Below are 14939 nucleotides of genomic sequence, written 5' to 3'. Positions count from 1 at the left end.
CAGTCATGATGTTTGGCCTACTTCGCTCAAGGAATGCGCAAGAACGCCGTTAATAGAGTTGAGTCATAAAAGAAACTGACTGGCATTAGTGTAATTGATCCCGACATGGCACTTGATGGCAATGATTTATACTCGGGCATGATTTTAGCTGGAGCACACTTATGGTGACACTCACCGAAGCAAGAGCCAACCGCACCGTTAAAGATTGGGTGGCTTTTTTTAAGGCGGCAGAGATTCCGGTCTTGCGGCAGACGGCCAGAGAGATCGCTCAATTACAGGCGCGTGAAGATGAAACGGGCGCCCGAGACATTACCCGTGTGGTCATTAATGATCCGCTCATGATGTTCAAGGTGTTGGCGTACGCCAATAATCATCGCAGCCGTCATCAGCTACAGGACCTGGTGCAGGTCGAGCAGGCAATTATCATGATGGGCACTGGCACGTTTTTCGCGCAGATTCCTACCGTTCCGCATGTGGAGGATGTGTTGCATGAGCATATGTCCGCCTTGATCGATTTGCTCAAGCTCATGATACGGGCTCACCGTGCCGGTTATTTTTCCGCAGAGTTTGCCTCGCATTTGATGGATTTGCACGCAGAAGAGGTGAGGGTGGCAGCCTCGCTGCATGATTTTGCCGAAATGCTCATGTGGTGCTTTAACCCGGATGCGATGGGCGAAATCAGCCAGCGCCAGGACGCAGATAAAACCTTGCGTAGCCGGGTCGTTCAACAAGAAGTGCTGGGTTTCAGATTGCTGGAGTTACAGGCCGAGCTGGTGCAGGTCTTTAACTTGCCGCCATTGCTCAGTGACCTGATGGACGAAGCGCGCGCAGACCTGCCCAGGGTGCGTAATGTGCAGTTAGCCGTGAATCTGGCCAGACATTCTGCCGACGGCTGGGATAATGCTGCCTTGCCCGATGACTACAAAGATATTGCCGAGTTGCTGCATGTTGATGTTGAGCGGGTCAAACATATCGTCGGCGTGCCACAACATTAGTCTTGTGCGGCTTGTTCGCTTGCGATCAGGCGCTCATGACGCTGGGCCAGCACATCGGTAACGGCCTGATGTATCCGGTCAATCACTTGCTCCCAGGCTTCGTCATCCCCCTGTCTGAACAGGCGCATGCCTGGATACCACGGACTGTCTTCGCGCTGTTGTAACCAGCGGAAATGCGCATGTTGCGGCAGTAATAACCAGACCTCTTTGCCTAAGGCCGCAGCCAAATGCGCGACGGCCGTGTCGACTGATATCACCAGATCCATTTGCATGATCAGCCCCGCAGTGGCGGTGAAGTTTATTAATTCCGGGTGATGACATTCCAGCATGGGAAACCGTTTGAGCATGATATGGTCTTCGCGCCTGAACTCTTTTTGCAAGCTGTGCCATTCGACTTCCATATTCAGCAGAGGCGCCATCAGAAAGAGCGGAATACTGCGCCACTGATCATATTTGTTCGCCGCCTCGCCACACCAGTTGAGCCCGATGCGCAACCGACGGCCAGGCCCCAGTAATTGTTGCCAGGGTTCACTGTGGCGTGCCTCTACCCCCAGATAAGGCAAGCCGGCCGGTATCGTATCCAGTTGCGTGTTAAACACCGCTGGCAAGCTCAGCATGGGGCAGAATACGTCAAAATGCGGCAGGCTACGTCCATCCTGGCAAACGACCAGAATCGTTGCATCATGCGCCCAATACTCATTAAACAGGTCAAATAAAGCCTCAGGCACGGCTAATACCAGATGGTTGGGTTTGCAGGCTTGAACCATAGGCAGGTAACGGCAATATTGCAGGGTGTCGCTCAACGTCTGCTCGGCCCAGATCAGAATGGTTTTGCCGACCAGAGCGCCTGCCGATGACCATAACAAGTTTAAATCTGGCCGGTGTTTGTCCGCAAGCACTTGAAAACGCGCCGCATACAGCGGCCAGCCGGCTTCGAATTCTCCGCGTGCCAATCGCAGCATACTCATGGTATATCTGGCTTGCGCATGATTCGGCGCCAATTTAAGCGCCGTCTCCAGGCAGGCGTAAGCCTCATCGTGCTGCCTGTTTTCATACAGCGCCAAGCCCAGGTGGCATTGGGCAGCCGCATACCCAGGGTTCAACTGCAAGGCCAGGCGGAAATCGGCAATCGCTTCAGTGTACTTCCCCAGCTGGCATAACACCACGCCACGGTTGTTGTAGGGTAAATGCAAATTCGGTTGATAGCGGATAGCTTCATCAAAACTTAGCACGGCCTCTTGTGGCTTGCCCTGTGATTGCAGAATCAAGGCGCGCTGATGATAGGCATCGGCAAAGTCAGGCTGTATGCGGATCGCCTCGTTCATGCATAACAGTGCATCGTCTGTTTGTTGCAGTTGCATGCATAACACCCCCAGACGATAGTGAAAATGGGCATGCTCCGGATGCGCCACCACTGCCTGTCGTAAAACATTGGCTGCCTGGTCGACTTGCTGCAGTTGCAGCATCAGGTCAGTACATTCGGTAAAAGCGGGTAGTCGTTGCGGGTCAAGCTTGATGGCGGTACGCAGGCGCAAAATGGCTTCTTGTGTTCTACCCAGGTTTTTCAGTGCGCGTGCATCCAGGTAATGAAGCTGTGCCTGTTTGGCATCCAGGGCAATGGCTTGTTTGTAGCACTCATGCGCCGCCTTGAACTGTTGCGTGCGCATATGCAGGTTGCCTAGCTGCACCCGCAGTTCCAGCAGGTCAGGCCGCAGACTGATCGCTTGCAGCAAATATTGCTCAGCCGCATGAAACTCCTGGTTTTGCAGCATTAGGCCTGCCAGCTTCTGATAGGCATCCCACTTCTGCGGATCGGCAGCAATCAGTTTCAGCAGTTTTGCAATGGCTTCATTGTTCATGGGATAACTGGCAACACTTCAAGCGATTGCGGGCGACCTTAAATGGATGGATGGCGGATTAAGGTACAATAAGCAGCTGTCAGCGTCAACGACCTGAATGTCATTTACCCTAAAGAAAGGAAACTCAATGCTGATCAAACTGATCATGTACGGCCTGTTGTTCTGGTTAGCCGTCTGGGGCTATCGCCAATATCAGCAGCCTTCTACACGCGTCAGCGTCGGCATGAAAGCTCCGGCATTCAGTCTGCCAGATGCCCAGGGAAACCTGCGGCAACTCTCCGAATGGCAGGGTAAATGGCTGGTGCTTTATTTTTATCCCAAAGATGACACGCCTGGTTGTACGCGCGAAGCTTGCCAGTTCAGGGATGATATCCAGCAGATCCATGCCCTGGGTGCCGAGGTGGTAGGTATCAGTGTCGATACCGTTGCCAGCCATGCCGCATTTGCGCAAAAACACCGCTTGTCTTTTCCGTTGCTGGCAGACAGCAATGGTCAGGTGGCTGATGCCTATGGCGCCTTGTTTAACCTTGTCGTCTTCCAGGCCGCCAAGCGCATGACCTTTATTGTTGACCCGCAAGGCGTTGTTGCCGAGTCTTACAGCAACGTCAACCCTGACGGGCATAGCGAGGCCATCATTCGTGACCTCAAGCGTCTGTCGGCTTTTTAGTGAGTATCACCATGCAAGCCCTTTCCCTGATCGTCGCCCATGCAGACAACCGTGTCATTGGTCACAATAATCAGTTGCCCTGGCACCTGCCCGAAGACCTCAAGCGGTTCAAGCAGTTGACCATGGGCCACCACATTATTATGGGTCGCAAAACCTATGAGTCGCTGGGGCGCTTGTTGCCCGGACGCACCACGGTAGTCGTCACTCGCGATACTGAATACGCGGTTGAAGGGGCCAAGGTTGTACATTCACTGCCACAAGCGCTTGCAGCCTGTGCCGGTGATGAAGAACCCTTTCTCATTGGCGGCGCGGAGTTGTATGCACTGGGCCTGCCTTATGTCACGCGGCTATACATTACGCGGGTATATGCTCATGTCGGCGGGGATGCATTTTTCCCGGAAATCGAGATGCATGAGTGGGAATTGGTGAGTGAGGAAGGGCATACCTCGGAGAATGGCCTGCATTATAGTGATATGGTTTATCAGCGGCGATGATAGAAGCCTTTGGCTTGATGCATCGAAAAAAGAATAAGGTTATTCTTTTTTCGATGCTTAATCTCAATCCAAGTTAGTCCAGTTTTTCGTCATTCCGGCGTAGGCTAACCTTTAGGTTAAGCCACAAAGCGGCGGCCGTAGCCAAAGAGGAGGGCACCCAGCCATCACGGCCTGACGGCGGCCTTGCGTTGTTGGCTACGGCCGCTACGCTTAACATTGCTGCGCAAGTTAGCCTACGCCGTAACAGACTGCGCTGCAGTCTTAGTTATCAACAAAGTGGGCGTCCATCGAAACTTGCCCTAGCAGCTTGCACACCCCGCAAGCTGCCGCGGAGCTTGGACAGTCGCTCCCTTGTTTCTTACTTTGTTTCCGCTACTCAGCGTGATGGGATGGGATTTGTCGCGTCAAACTCACAGCCTAAAAATTTGGACCGTTCAAAAACTCCAATTCTTTCTTTAATGCACTATGTGTGGCGCTCAGTGGTTTTTGGGCCCCTATCTGCTGCGCCGAGCAACGCAGGAAACAAGCGGAAGCTAGGGTGTCTTGTTCTTTGCCTTCTTTCTTATGGACAAGCATAAGAAAGAACGGTCGCCTAAAAGGCGAAATAAATCATTCACCCATGCTGTTAATGCCTAATACAACCTTGTTCAATGTACGCAAAGAAAGGTGACTAGCTCACAGGCGAAACAGAGGTCTCGGTAAAATACCAAACGCAACCATTAAGTTGCCTTTGCTGAAGCTCACAAAAAAGAAAGCTCAGTAAAAAGCAGCTGAGTGAAGCTAAAGAGCTAATCTTCCTGCTGCACACAATCCACGTAATACACGGCTTTACCATCCACGACTTGCTTCACCAGGCCATGGTTATCGGTCTCAAAGCCCGGGAATTTCTCGTTGAATTCGCGTGCAAATTTGAGGTAGTTCACAATGACCTTGTTAAAGCGTTCACCTGGAATCAGCAGTGGAATACCTGGCGGGTAGGGGGTTAAGAGCACAGCAGTCACGCGGCCTTCGAGTTCATCAATGGCCACGCGCTCAATTTTGCGGTGGGCCATTTTTGAGAAGGCGTCCGTCGGTTTCATGGCTGGAACCATGTCAGACAGGTACATTTCTGTAGTCAGGCGGGCGACGTCATTGGCTTTGTAGACTTCATGAATTTGTGTACACAAATCTTTGAGGCCGACACGTTCATAGCGTGGATGCTTCTGCACAAATTCCGGCAGCACTTTCCATAATGGCTGGTTTTTGTCATAGTCGTCTTTAAACTGTTGTAACGCGGCGACCATGGTGTTCCAGCGGCCTTTGGTAATGCCGATGGTAAACATGATAAAGAACGAGTAGAGACCGGTTTTCTCAACGATCACGCCGTGTTCAGCCAGGTACTTGGTCACAATCGCTGCCGGGATGCCGAATTCTTCTGAGAATTCACCATCTACATCCAGCCCGGGGGTGATGATGGTGGCTTTGATCGGGTCCAGCATGTTAAAGCCTTCGGCCAGGTTGCCAAAGCCGTGCCAGCGCTCGTTGGCTTTCAGCATCCAGGCGTCTCGTTCTTCCAGGCCGTCTTCTGACAAATCGGTCGGGCCCCAGACTTTAAACCACCAGTCGGTGCCCCATTCCTCATCTACCTTGCGCATGGCACGGCGGAAGTCCAACGCTTCTTTGAGCGATTCTTCTACCAAAGCGGTGCCGCCAGGGGCTTCCATCATGGCGGCAGCCACGTCGCAGCTGGCAATAATCGAGTATTGCGGGCTGGTAGAGGTGTGCATCAGATAAGCTTCGTTGAACACATCGCGGTCCAGGCGGTTCTGGTCAGCATCCTGTACCAGAATTTGCGAGGCCTGGCTTAGGCCAGCCAGCAGTTTATGCGTGGACTGGGTGGAGAACACCATGGATTCTTTACAGCGTGGGCGGTCTGCGCCAATGGCATGGTAATCGCCATAAAAGTCATGGAAGGTCGCGTGCGGCAACCAGGCTTCATCAAAGTGCAGGGTGTCGATCTTGCCATCCAGCATTTCCTTGATTTCTTCAACGTTGTACAGCACGCCGTCATAGGTGGATTGCGTGATGGTCAGTACGCGTGGCTTGGCGTTTTTGTCGGTGGCAAACGGGTTGCGTTCGATTTTCTTCTGGATATTTTCCCAGGCAAACTCGCTTTTCGGAATCGGGCCGATAATGCCAAAGTGGTTACGCGTTGGCATCAGGAATACCGGCACCGCCCCGGTCATGATGATGGAGTGCAATACGGATTTATGGCAGTTACGGTCAACCACCACGATGTCACCAGGCGCGACGGTGGAGTTCCAGACGATCTTGTTCGAGGTCGAGGTGCCGTTAGTGACAAAATAGAGGTGATCGCAGTTGTAAATGCGTGCAGCGTTACGCTCAGAGGCGGCCACCGGGCCGGTATGATCCAGCAATTGGCCGAGCTCATCAACAGCGTTACAGACGTCTGCACGTAGCATGTTCTCGCCAAAAAACTGGTGGAACATCTGGCCGACCGGGGATTTCAGAAACGCGACGCCGCCGGAGTGACCGGGGCAGTGCCAGGAGTAGGAACCATCAGCCGCGTAATGCGTCAGCGCCTTGAAGAAGGGCGGTGGCAGGCTGTCCAGGTAGGCCTTGGCTTCGCGGATAATCAGGCGTGCCACAAACTCTGGCGTATCCTCGTTCATATGGATAAAGCCATGCAACTCACGCAGCACATCGTTTGGAATGTGGCGGCTGGTGCGGGTCTCGCCATGCAAAAAGATCGGAATCTCTTCGTTACGGTAACGGATCTCCTGTACAAAATTACGCAGTTGCTCGATGGCTTCTGGTTTCTCTTCAACGATTTCCTCATCGTCAATTGACAGGATAAACGCCGAGGCACGGCTTTGCTGCTGCGCGAAAGAGGTGAGGTCGCCGTAGCTGGTCACACCAAGCACCTCCAGACCTTCATCTTCGATCGCTTTGGCCAACACCCGGATGCCCAGGCCAGACGAGTTTTCCGAGCGAAAATCTTCGTCAATAATCACAATGGGAAATCTAAATTTCATAAAGGAATCCTTTTACCGCTTAAGACACAGAGGCACAGGGAAAGTCAGCGCTTAACCCTGTGCCTCTGTGGTGAAATGTTCTGATTGTGTTCAAGAGTGTGATTATATCTTTGGTAATGTGACACCAATTTGACCTTGGTATTTGCCACCACGGTCTTTATAACTGGTTTCACAGACTTCATCAGACTCCAGGAACAGCACTTGTGCACAGCCTTCACCTGCATAAATCTTGGCTGGCAACGGCGTCGTGTTACTAAACTCCAGCGTCACATAGCCTTCCCACTCAGGTTCAAACGGTGTCACATTGACAATAATGCCGCAGCGCGCGTAAGTGGACTTGCCCAGGCAAATCGTTAACACGGAACGCGGGATGCGGAAATATTCGACCGTACGTGCCAGTGCAAACGAGTTGGGAGGAATGACGCAATAGCCTTTGCCTGAGACCTCGACAAAAGACTGCGGGTCAAATGCCTTGGGGTCGACAATAGTGCTATTGATGTTGGTGAACACGCGGAATTCATCCGCACAACGGATATCGTAGCCGTAAGAGGAGGTGCCGTAAGACACGATTTTTTGACCATTCACCTCGCGGACCAGCGTGGGCTCGAACGGCTCGATCATGCCGTGTTGTTCAGCCATCCTGCGTATCCATTTATCAGACTTAATGCTCATTACGATATCCAGTCATTTGCGTCATCAACGCATGCAATAAAGAGAAAAAAGCGGAGTTTAAACTCCGCTTTTAGTGAGTGCAAATAATAACAACAATTAGAGTTAAATTTGCAAATTTTTTTGGCTTTGAGGCGAATTAATCTACCGAGGAGGCGTGAGCCCCCCAAGGTTTACTTATCGCCGCCTAATTCAATGCTGTAACGCCAGAACTGATCTTCCGCTTCAAAAATTACTTTGGACGCTTCAGGATCGCGGCTGCCAGCAGGGTACTGATGGACCGGGCGCTTGTCTTCAGCCCAGGCTTTCACCACTGGATCCACCAGGCGCCATTGTGCTTCGGCTTCAGAAATATGCAGGTAGTTGGAGTTGTCACCTTGCATCAGGTTCAGCAGCAAGGCCTCGTAAGCATCTACGGAGTCGTCTGCGTCCCAACGGTTGGCTGCATCCAGCTGGATGGTACGAGTTTGTACATCCAAGCCAGGAATCTTGGACTGGATCTCGAGCTTGATGCACTCACGTGGCTGGATGCCGATGATGAGCCAGTTTTGGTCCTGGTCATTGATTTGCAATGGCGCTTTTTTGAAGCGGATAGCAATACGCGTATCGGCTTCGTGCAGGCGCTTGGCGGTGCGGATGTAGAAAGGCACCCCTTTCCAGCGTGGGTTATCAATAAACAGTTTCAAGGCAGCATAGGTTTCTACTACGCTGTCATTGTTGCCCAGTTCTTCGAGGTAGCCTGGCACTTTTTCGCCATTGATTTCACCGGCACTGTATTGCGCGCGGAAAGCATGCTTTTCCAGTTCGTTGACTGGGATAGGGCGAATCTGCTCCAGCAACTTGATTTTAGCGTCGCGCACGCCTTCCGGTGACAGGTCTTTTGGCAGCTCCATGGCTGTCAGTGCCAAGGTTTGCAGAATATGGCTTTGCAACATGTCGCGCAGAGCACCTGTGCTGTCGTAGAACTGCGTACGGTCGCCTACACCCAGCATTTCGGTGTTGGTGATTTGCACGTGGTCAATGTACTGGTTGTTCCAGATCGGCTCTAACACGGTATTGGTAAAGCGTTGCAGCAAGATGTTTTGCAGCGCGGATTTTCCCAGGTAGTGGTCGATACGGTAAATCTGGCTTTCTTTCAGGTGCTTGGTGATGGCAGCCTGCAGTTCTTTGGCAGATGGCAGATCGGTACCGAATGGTTTTTCGATCACCACGCGGCGCCAGTATTTGTCTTCCTGAGTCAGGCCTACATTGGCCAGTGATTCAACGACTGGTGCAAAGTCTACCGGACGTACTGAGAGGAAGTAAGCCAGGTTCTGCGGAAATACTTTTTCGTCGCTCAGCGTGGCTTTCAGTTTGTTGAACGCGTCTGGGTCAGTCGGTGGGTTGGCATGGTAGAAGTTACGGGCGATAAAGCGCTCGAAGACTTTCTGGTCATACCCTTTTTTGAATTTGGTATCCAGCATGGATTTGATGTCTGCACGCCAGGCATCCAGATCAACCACTTGACGGCCAACGCCGATAATTTTCATGTCATCAGGCAGGCGGCCCAGCAGGTCTAGCCTGAACAAACCAGGATACAATTTTACGCGGGCAAGGTTGCCACTCGCGCCAAATAATACCAGGGTGCATGGATCAATTTTATTCGTCATTTCTAACCTTAAGATAAAAATGTAAACGGGAAAGGGCAGGCCTTTCCCATATGTTTATGACTAGCGCTAATAAGTTCTTAAACTTAGTCGTGTCAGCATGTGGCTATGAACAAATAAGCAAAAGCCTCTCATGATGAGAGGCTTATATCACTTACTTGGTTTTCACTGAGTGGCCACCGAATGCATTACGCATCAGTGACAGCAGCTTGTAGCTATAGCCTTCTGAGTCTTGGCTTCTGAAACGTGCTTGCAATGCAGTGGTCAACACTGGCGCTGCCACACCTTGCTCAACCGCTTCAACCACGGTCCAGCGGCCTTCACCGGAGTCAGCAACGTATGGTGCAATTTCTTGCAGGCTTTGGTCTTGTTTGAGTGCTTCAGCCGTCAAGTCGAGCAACCAGCTGCGCACCACGGAACCATGACGCCACAGTTCAGTGATTTGTGCCAAGTCCAGGTTGAACTCTTCTTTACCTTTGATCAGGTCCAAACCTTCAGCAAAGGCTTGCATCATGCCGTATTCGATCCCGTTGTGGATCATTTTGGTGAAGTGACCAGAACCAACAGGACCAACGTGTGCCCAGCCGCGATCCGCGTGGGTCAATGCCTGTGCATATGGAGCCAATACATCAGCATATTGTTTTTCACCGCCGTACATCAGGCAGTAGCCGTTATCCAGGCCCCAAACGCCGCCGGAAGTACCACAGTCGATAAAGCCGATACCATGTTCGGCCAACATTGCGCCACGGCGCTGACTATGTTTGTAGTTTGAGTTGCCGCCATCGACGATGATATCGCCTTTGTTCAGCATTGGGATCAAATCTTTGATTTGATTTTCGGTGATTTCGCCAGCGGGCAACATCAACCAAACAATTTTTTGGCCTTCGAGTTTGCTAACTGCATCCGCAACGGAGGTCGCTGCTTCCAGGCCTTCTTCTTTAACCAGTCTGTTAACGAATTCGGTGTTAAAGTCAAAACCAACCACGTTAATTTTGTGACGCAGCAAGCGAGCAGCCATGTTACCGCCCATTTTGCCCAAGCCAATCATTGCTAATTTCATTCGGATTTTCCTATGGTGTGAGGATAGTTTAAGAGACACCCATCTTTTGGATGGCATGAACCCGATCAGTGCTTCGGATAATTTTGCAGAATTATCATGTCGAGTCAGCTATAATTATAACAAATGCAGTCACGGTCTAAAAGGCTGCGCAAGCTTTTTTGTATTGTTTTTTACAGGTTTTCTATGTCTTTGAATGCTCAAACCCGTTGGCACACGTTTCAATCCCAGGAAGAAATCAACCAGGCAGCACTTAACAGAATTCTGGCGGCTGCTGACGCCGCCATTGCCAAGCATGGCAGTTTTCTGATTGTACTGGCAGGCGGCAGTACACCCAAGGCGGTATATCAGTTGTTGGCAAAAGCTGATGTCGACTGGTCAAAATGGCATGTCTATCATAATGATGACCGTTGTTTGCCAGTCGATCATGTGGAGCGCAACAGCAAAATGGCCCGCGATGCCTGGTTAAGCCATGTGGCGATTCCTGAAAGTCAGATTCATGATATTCCGGCCGAGCTTGGCAATGTGGCTGGCGCGCTGGCTTATAGCGAGATCCTTAAAGGCGTGCGCACCTTTGATCTGGTGATTTTGGGGCTGGGTGAAGATGGGCATACTGCTAGTTTATTCCCAGGCCAGGCGGTTGATAACAGTGCCGATGCCGTGCCAGTGTTTAACTCGCCCAAACCGCCCGCGGATCGTATTACGATTAGCCAAAAGCGTCTGAACGATACGCATGAGGTCATGTTCCTGGTGACGGGCGCGGGCAAGCAGGAGGCGGTCGACAACTGGCGTCAGGGTGTAGCGATTCCGGCGACATTAATCCAGTCACCGAATGGCGTGGATGTCTATTGCTTTGGTGTGGTTTTGAGCTAAATCGTTTTAAGCTCCCGAGAACATAAAGGCCACGCAGAGAACGCTTTGTGGCCCTTTATTTATCACCCTGTGTGTTCTGTCGCTAAGATGGTTTTTTATTTTGCTCGGCCAGTAACTGCTCGAGCAAGGCAATCTGCTGTTGCTGCAAGTCTATAAGTTCCTGCCATTGTTGCTCGCGCAAACCATCCATTTTTTCATGCAGCAGCAAAATTTCCAGTTCAGCTTTCAAATTCACTTCATAGTCATGCTCTGCATGTTTGCGGTCTATTTCTGCTTGCCGGTTCTGTGACATCAGGATGATGGGGGCTTGTATCGAGGCCAGCATAGACAAAAACAGATTGAGCAGAATATAAGGATAGGGGTCAAACGCACGGTCATATTTGAGCAAAATGACCGAGTTCAGCACGACCCAGGCGATCAGCACCAGGGCAAACACAAAAATAAACGTCCAGGAGCCGCCAAAACGAGCCACGGCATCGGCGGCCCGTTGAGCGGTGGTCATGCTACCGTCACTCTCATCTGCCGTATTGCGTGACACATGCCTGCGCTCGGTCAGGTGCCGGGCGACGCGCTGGGTGTGCGCGTCCATGGCGTCATAATCCTTGCCGATCAGCGTTTCTGCAATCTCATGTTCACTGGCGGTCATTGCAGTCTGTCGGCTTGATTGATTATGTATTTTGAATGACGATGTTGGGGAACTTGGCGCTATGGTCCAGGCTGGCAATGGCGATTTTGCTTGCTGCTTTGCGTGCAATTTCTTTATACGTTTTTGCAATGGCGCCATCCGGCATGGCGACTACGGTAGGCTGGCCACCGTCTGCCTGCATGCGGATATTGATATCCAGCGGCAAACTGCCGAGCAACTCCACGTTGTAGTCTTTAGCCATCAAGGCGCCGCCGCCTGCGCCAAAAATATGCTCTTCATGGCCGCAGTTGGAGCAGATATGCGTACTCATGTTCTCTACAATGCCTAAAATCGGGATGCCGACTTTTTCGAACATTTTCAGGCCCTTGCGCGCGTCGAGCAGGGCGATGTCTTGCGGGGTGGTGACGATAATCGCGCCGGTGACCGGAATTTTTTGTGCCAGAGTCAGCTGGATGTCCCCGGTACCAGGGGGCAGGTCAATCACCAAATAATCCAGATCCTGCCAGCGTGTATCGCGCAGCAATTGCTCCAGAGCGCCGGTCACCATCGGGCCGCGCCACACCATGGGTGTGTCGGTATCGACCAGAAAGCCGATGCTCATGGCCTGGATGCCATGCGCACGCATCGGTTCTATGCTCTTGCCATCGGCGCTATCCGGGCGGCCGGAAATACCTAGCATCTGTGGCTGGCTAGGCCCGTAAATATCCGCATCGAGCAAGCCAACGGTGGCGCCTTCAGCAGCTAATGCCAGTGCCAGGTTGACTGACGTTGTGGATTTGCCCACGCCGCCTTTACCAGACGCCACGGCAATCACGTTTTTCACGTTAGGCAGCAAGTTGACGCCGCGTTGCACGCTATGCGCCACAATGCGGCTGCCAACATTGACGGTGATTTTGCCAATGTCGGCAATGCTTTTTAATGCCTCGGTAATTTGTGCACGTATCAGGTCCAGTTGTGTCGCTGCAGGGTAGCCTAGCACCACATCCAGGCTGACATCATTGCCATTGACTTGTATATTTTTGATTGATTTGCTGCTGACAAAGTCCTTGCCAGTATTGGGGTCTATGCTCAGTTTGAGCGTGCTTTGAATCACAATATCGCTGATGGCCATGCCTTGAATTCCCGCAGAAATGCCTGACTAATTAAATCAGGAATTCTACTCCATCCCCCCTGATTCGTCATGCAATCTCTGCGTTGGTCGTGGCGGGCTGTGAGCGCGCACAGGGGCTATGGTCAGGATAGTGTTTTTGAAACGTCTCAAAGCAATGCGCCCAGCTCCACTGGCTGCGGGCCTGCTCGCGTATCGCCGCCTTATCCAGCGATGAACACTGCACAATAGCTTGAGCAAGATCCTCGGCCAACATGCCTGAAAAACCATGCTTGATCACATCTCTGGGCCCCGTCACATCAAATGCTGCCACGGGCAGGCCGTTGCACATGGCCTCTATCATCACAATGCCAAATGTATCGGTGCGGGAGGGGAAGGCAAACACATCATGCTGTGCATACAACGCCGCCAGCGCCTTGCCATATTGATAGCCGACAAAATTGACGCGCGGGTATTTTTGCTTAAGCTGGCTTAAATAAGGACCATCGCCAGCGATGGTGATGTCAAACGTATCCTGATGCTCACATAGCGCATCCAGGTTTTTTTCACGGCTCACCCGGCCGACGTTCAACACGCGCAATTTTTGCCCGGCTGCTTGTGGCTGCGCAACGCTCAATAACTGTTCTGAGACGCCCCGCGACCAAATCACCAAGTGCTTGAATCCATGCGTCTGCAAGGTCTGGCGCATACTTTCGGTGGTGACAAAGGTGGCATGTGCACCTTGGTGAAACCAGCGTAAATAAGCATAAGTCCAGCGTGCGGGGATCCGCCACATTAATTCGAGATATTCAGGAAAGCGCGTGTGATAGGAGGTCGTAAACGCAATCCCGCGCGATTTGCACCAGTGGCGCGCCACCAGGCCCATGACGCCCTCGGTGGCAATATGCAATTGTTTAGGCTGGATGCGGTTGAGTGTGCGCCACAAGCGCAAGGGTTGGATATTGAGCTGGATTTCAGGATAAAACGGCAACGGTATCCAGCGATACAGGCTAGGGTGCAAAACACGAAAACGCAAGTTGCGTGATTTGGCCACCCGCCGCAGGTTTTTGTAGGTCGTAGAGACACCATTGGTTTGCTGAAAAGTGTCCGTCACAATCAACATCGTCATCATGCAAGCTCCGCAACAAGGTGCCATGATCTTGCCAAGCCAGCATGACGAGTTTATGAACATCTCGCTTTAAAGCTGCGATAACCATTGCCCAACTGATCATCCCTGCGCACATGCTTCACGGGTGTTCAGCTCGCTGTAAGTTTTGACCATGCCCCGGTAAGTTAAGCGTAAGGCTGGCTTGCTAAGGTAAGCACATCGACGACAGCAGCACGCAAGCCGCTAAAAGTCTCGGTAATACACGCTTTAGTTTCAGTTAAACAATAATTCTGGAGAACACGCATGAACAAACTACTTGCACTCACCTTGTTAGCCATCAGCTATACCCATCACGCCAATGCAGATACCCTGCTGCAAACCGCGGATCAGGAAGGCAACTTCAAAACCTTTTTACAAGCGGTCAAAACTGCCGGTCTGGAAAGTACCTTAAACGATAAAGGCCCGATTACCCTGTTTGCCCCTAATGATGCGGCTTTTGCCAAGCTGCCAAAAGCTAAACTCAAAGCCTTGATGGCCAATCCCACTGAGCTGAAAAAAGTACTCAGCTACCATATTTACCCCGGAAAAATTACCCAGGCGGATGTGAGTGCCGGAAAAGTCAAATCCCTGGAGGGGGCAGATTTGAAACTCTCAGTGGGCGATGGCGTAAAAGTGGATAATGTCAAAGTGGTAGGAGATGAAATCAATGCTGATAACGGTGTGATCCATACCATGAGCGCGGTGCTTATTCCAAAGGGTTAACTCAAGGGCCCAGTATTTACTCAAGAAACGCCTCGCTTGCC

13 protein-coding genes are annotated in these 14939 nt (G+C 51.7%); 5 read left to right on the top strand and 8 right to left on the bottom strand.

Annotated elements, in window-relative coordinates; all coding sequences use genetic code 11:
* The first annotated feature begins 161 nt into the window (after positions 1-161).
* Positions 162-995, top strand: coding sequence for an HDOD domain-containing protein (locus GOC95_RS02935; RefSeq protein WP_275355641.1), 834 nt, complete (start codon positions 162-164; stop codon positions 993-995).
* Here the strand turns inward: GOC95_RS02935 and GOC95_RS02930 are convergent.
* Positions 992-2854 carry a tetratricopeptide repeat protein gene (locus GOC95_RS02930; protein WP_275355639.1) on the bottom strand — a complete coding sequence of 621 codons (1863 nt, stop codon included), beginning with the start codon at positions 2852-2854 and terminating at the stop codon, positions 992-994. The genes GOC95_RS02935 and GOC95_RS02930 overlap by 4 nt on opposite strands.
* A 127-nt stretch (positions 2855-2981) precedes the next feature.
* Between GOC95_RS02930 and GOC95_RS02925 the strand changes: the two genes are divergently transcribed.
* Both GOC95_RS02925 and GOC95_RS02920 read left to right on the top strand, forming a co-directional pair.
* Positions 2982-3521: a peroxiredoxin gene (locus GOC95_RS02925; RefSeq protein ID WP_275355638.1), complete on the top strand. Its 540-nt coding sequence runs from the start codon at positions 2982-2984 to the stop codon at positions 3519-3521.
* Between the two features lie 11 nt (positions 3522-3532).
* Entirely contained in the window at positions 3533-4015 is a 483-nt protein-coding gene (locus GOC95_RS02920; protein ID WP_275355637.1) for a dihydrofolate reductase, read from the top strand.
* Between the two features lie 788 nt (positions 4016-4803).
* Here the strand turns inward: GOC95_RS02920 and GOC95_RS02915 are convergent.
* From GOC95_RS02915 to gnd, 4 genes are all read right to left on the bottom strand, one after another.
* A complete protein-coding gene (locus tag GOC95_RS02915; RefSeq protein ID WP_194748003.1) occupies positions 4804-7050 on the bottom strand; it encodes an arginine/lysine/ornithine decarboxylase in 2247 nt (748 codons plus the stop codon).
* Between the two features lie 102 nt (positions 7051-7152).
* Positions 7153-7722 carry a dCTP deaminase gene (gene dcd, locus GOC95_RS02910; protein WP_275355635.1) on the bottom strand — a complete coding sequence of 190 codons (570 nt, stop codon included), beginning with the start codon at positions 7720-7722 and terminating at the stop codon, positions 7153-7155.
* Between the two features lie 170 nt (positions 7723-7892).
* Positions 7893-9368 carry a glucose-6-phosphate dehydrogenase gene (gene zwf / locus GOC95_RS02905; protein WP_275355634.1) on the bottom strand — a complete coding sequence of 492 codons (1476 nt, stop codon included), beginning with the start codon at positions 9366-9368 and terminating at the stop codon, positions 7893-7895.
* Positions 9369-9519: 151 nt separating this feature from the next.
* A complete protein-coding gene (gnd, locus tag GOC95_RS02900) occupies positions 9520-10425 on the bottom strand; it encodes a phosphogluconate dehydrogenase (NAD(+)-dependent, decarboxylating) (protein WP_194747997.1) in 906 nt (301 codons plus the stop codon).
* Positions 10426-10608: 183 nt separating this feature from the next.
* Between gnd and pgl the strand changes: the two genes are divergently transcribed.
* Positions 10609-11295, top strand: coding sequence for a 6-phosphogluconolactonase (pgl, locus tag GOC95_RS02895; RefSeq protein WP_275355632.1), 687 nt, complete (start codon positions 10609-10611; stop codon positions 11293-11295).
* Positions 11296-11377: 82 nt separating this feature from the next.
* On the opposite strand, the gene GOC95_RS02890 is transcribed toward pgl, so the two are convergent.
* The 3 genes from GOC95_RS02890 to GOC95_RS02880 all read right to left on the bottom strand — a co-directional run bounded on the left by GOC95_RS02890 (position 11378) and on the right by GOC95_RS02880 (position 14160).
* Positions 11378-11941, bottom strand: coding sequence for a DUF1003 domain-containing protein (locus tag GOC95_RS02890; RefSeq protein ID WP_275355631.1), 564 nt, complete (start codon positions 11939-11941; stop codon positions 11378-11380).
* A 22-nt stretch (positions 11942-11963) separates the two neighbouring features.
* Positions 11964-13052 carry an iron-sulfur cluster carrier protein ApbC gene (apbC, locus tag GOC95_RS02885; RefSeq protein WP_275355630.1) on the bottom strand — a complete coding sequence of 363 codons (1089 nt, stop codon included), beginning with the start codon at positions 13050-13052 and terminating at the stop codon, positions 11964-11966.
* A gap of 67 nt (positions 13053-13119) precedes the next feature.
* The gene (locus GOC95_RS02880) at positions 13120-14160 is read right to left on the bottom strand and encodes a glycosyltransferase family 1 protein (RefSeq protein WP_275355629.1); all 1041 of its coding nucleotides are present in this window, start codon (positions 14158-14160) and stop codon (positions 13120-13122) included.
* Between the two features lie 279 nt (positions 14161-14439).
* Here GOC95_RS02880 and GOC95_RS02875 point away from each other — a divergent pair, with 279 nt between their 5' ends.
* Complete coding sequence (locus GOC95_RS02875) at positions 14440-14898, top strand: fasciclin domain-containing protein (RefSeq protein WP_275355628.1); 459 nt, start codon at positions 14440-14442, stop codon at positions 14896-14898.
* Positions 14899-14939: the final 41 nt, after the last annotated feature.

The sequence above is a fragment of the Methylophilus sp. YYY-1 genome (assembly GCF_029132825.1).
Classification (GTDB): Bacteria; Pseudomonadota; Gammaproteobacteria; order Burkholderiales; family Methylophilaceae; genus Methylophilus; species Methylophilus glucosoxydans.
Note: the sequence above shows the minus strand (reverse complement) of the source record. Positions and strands in the feature narration are given on the sequence as shown.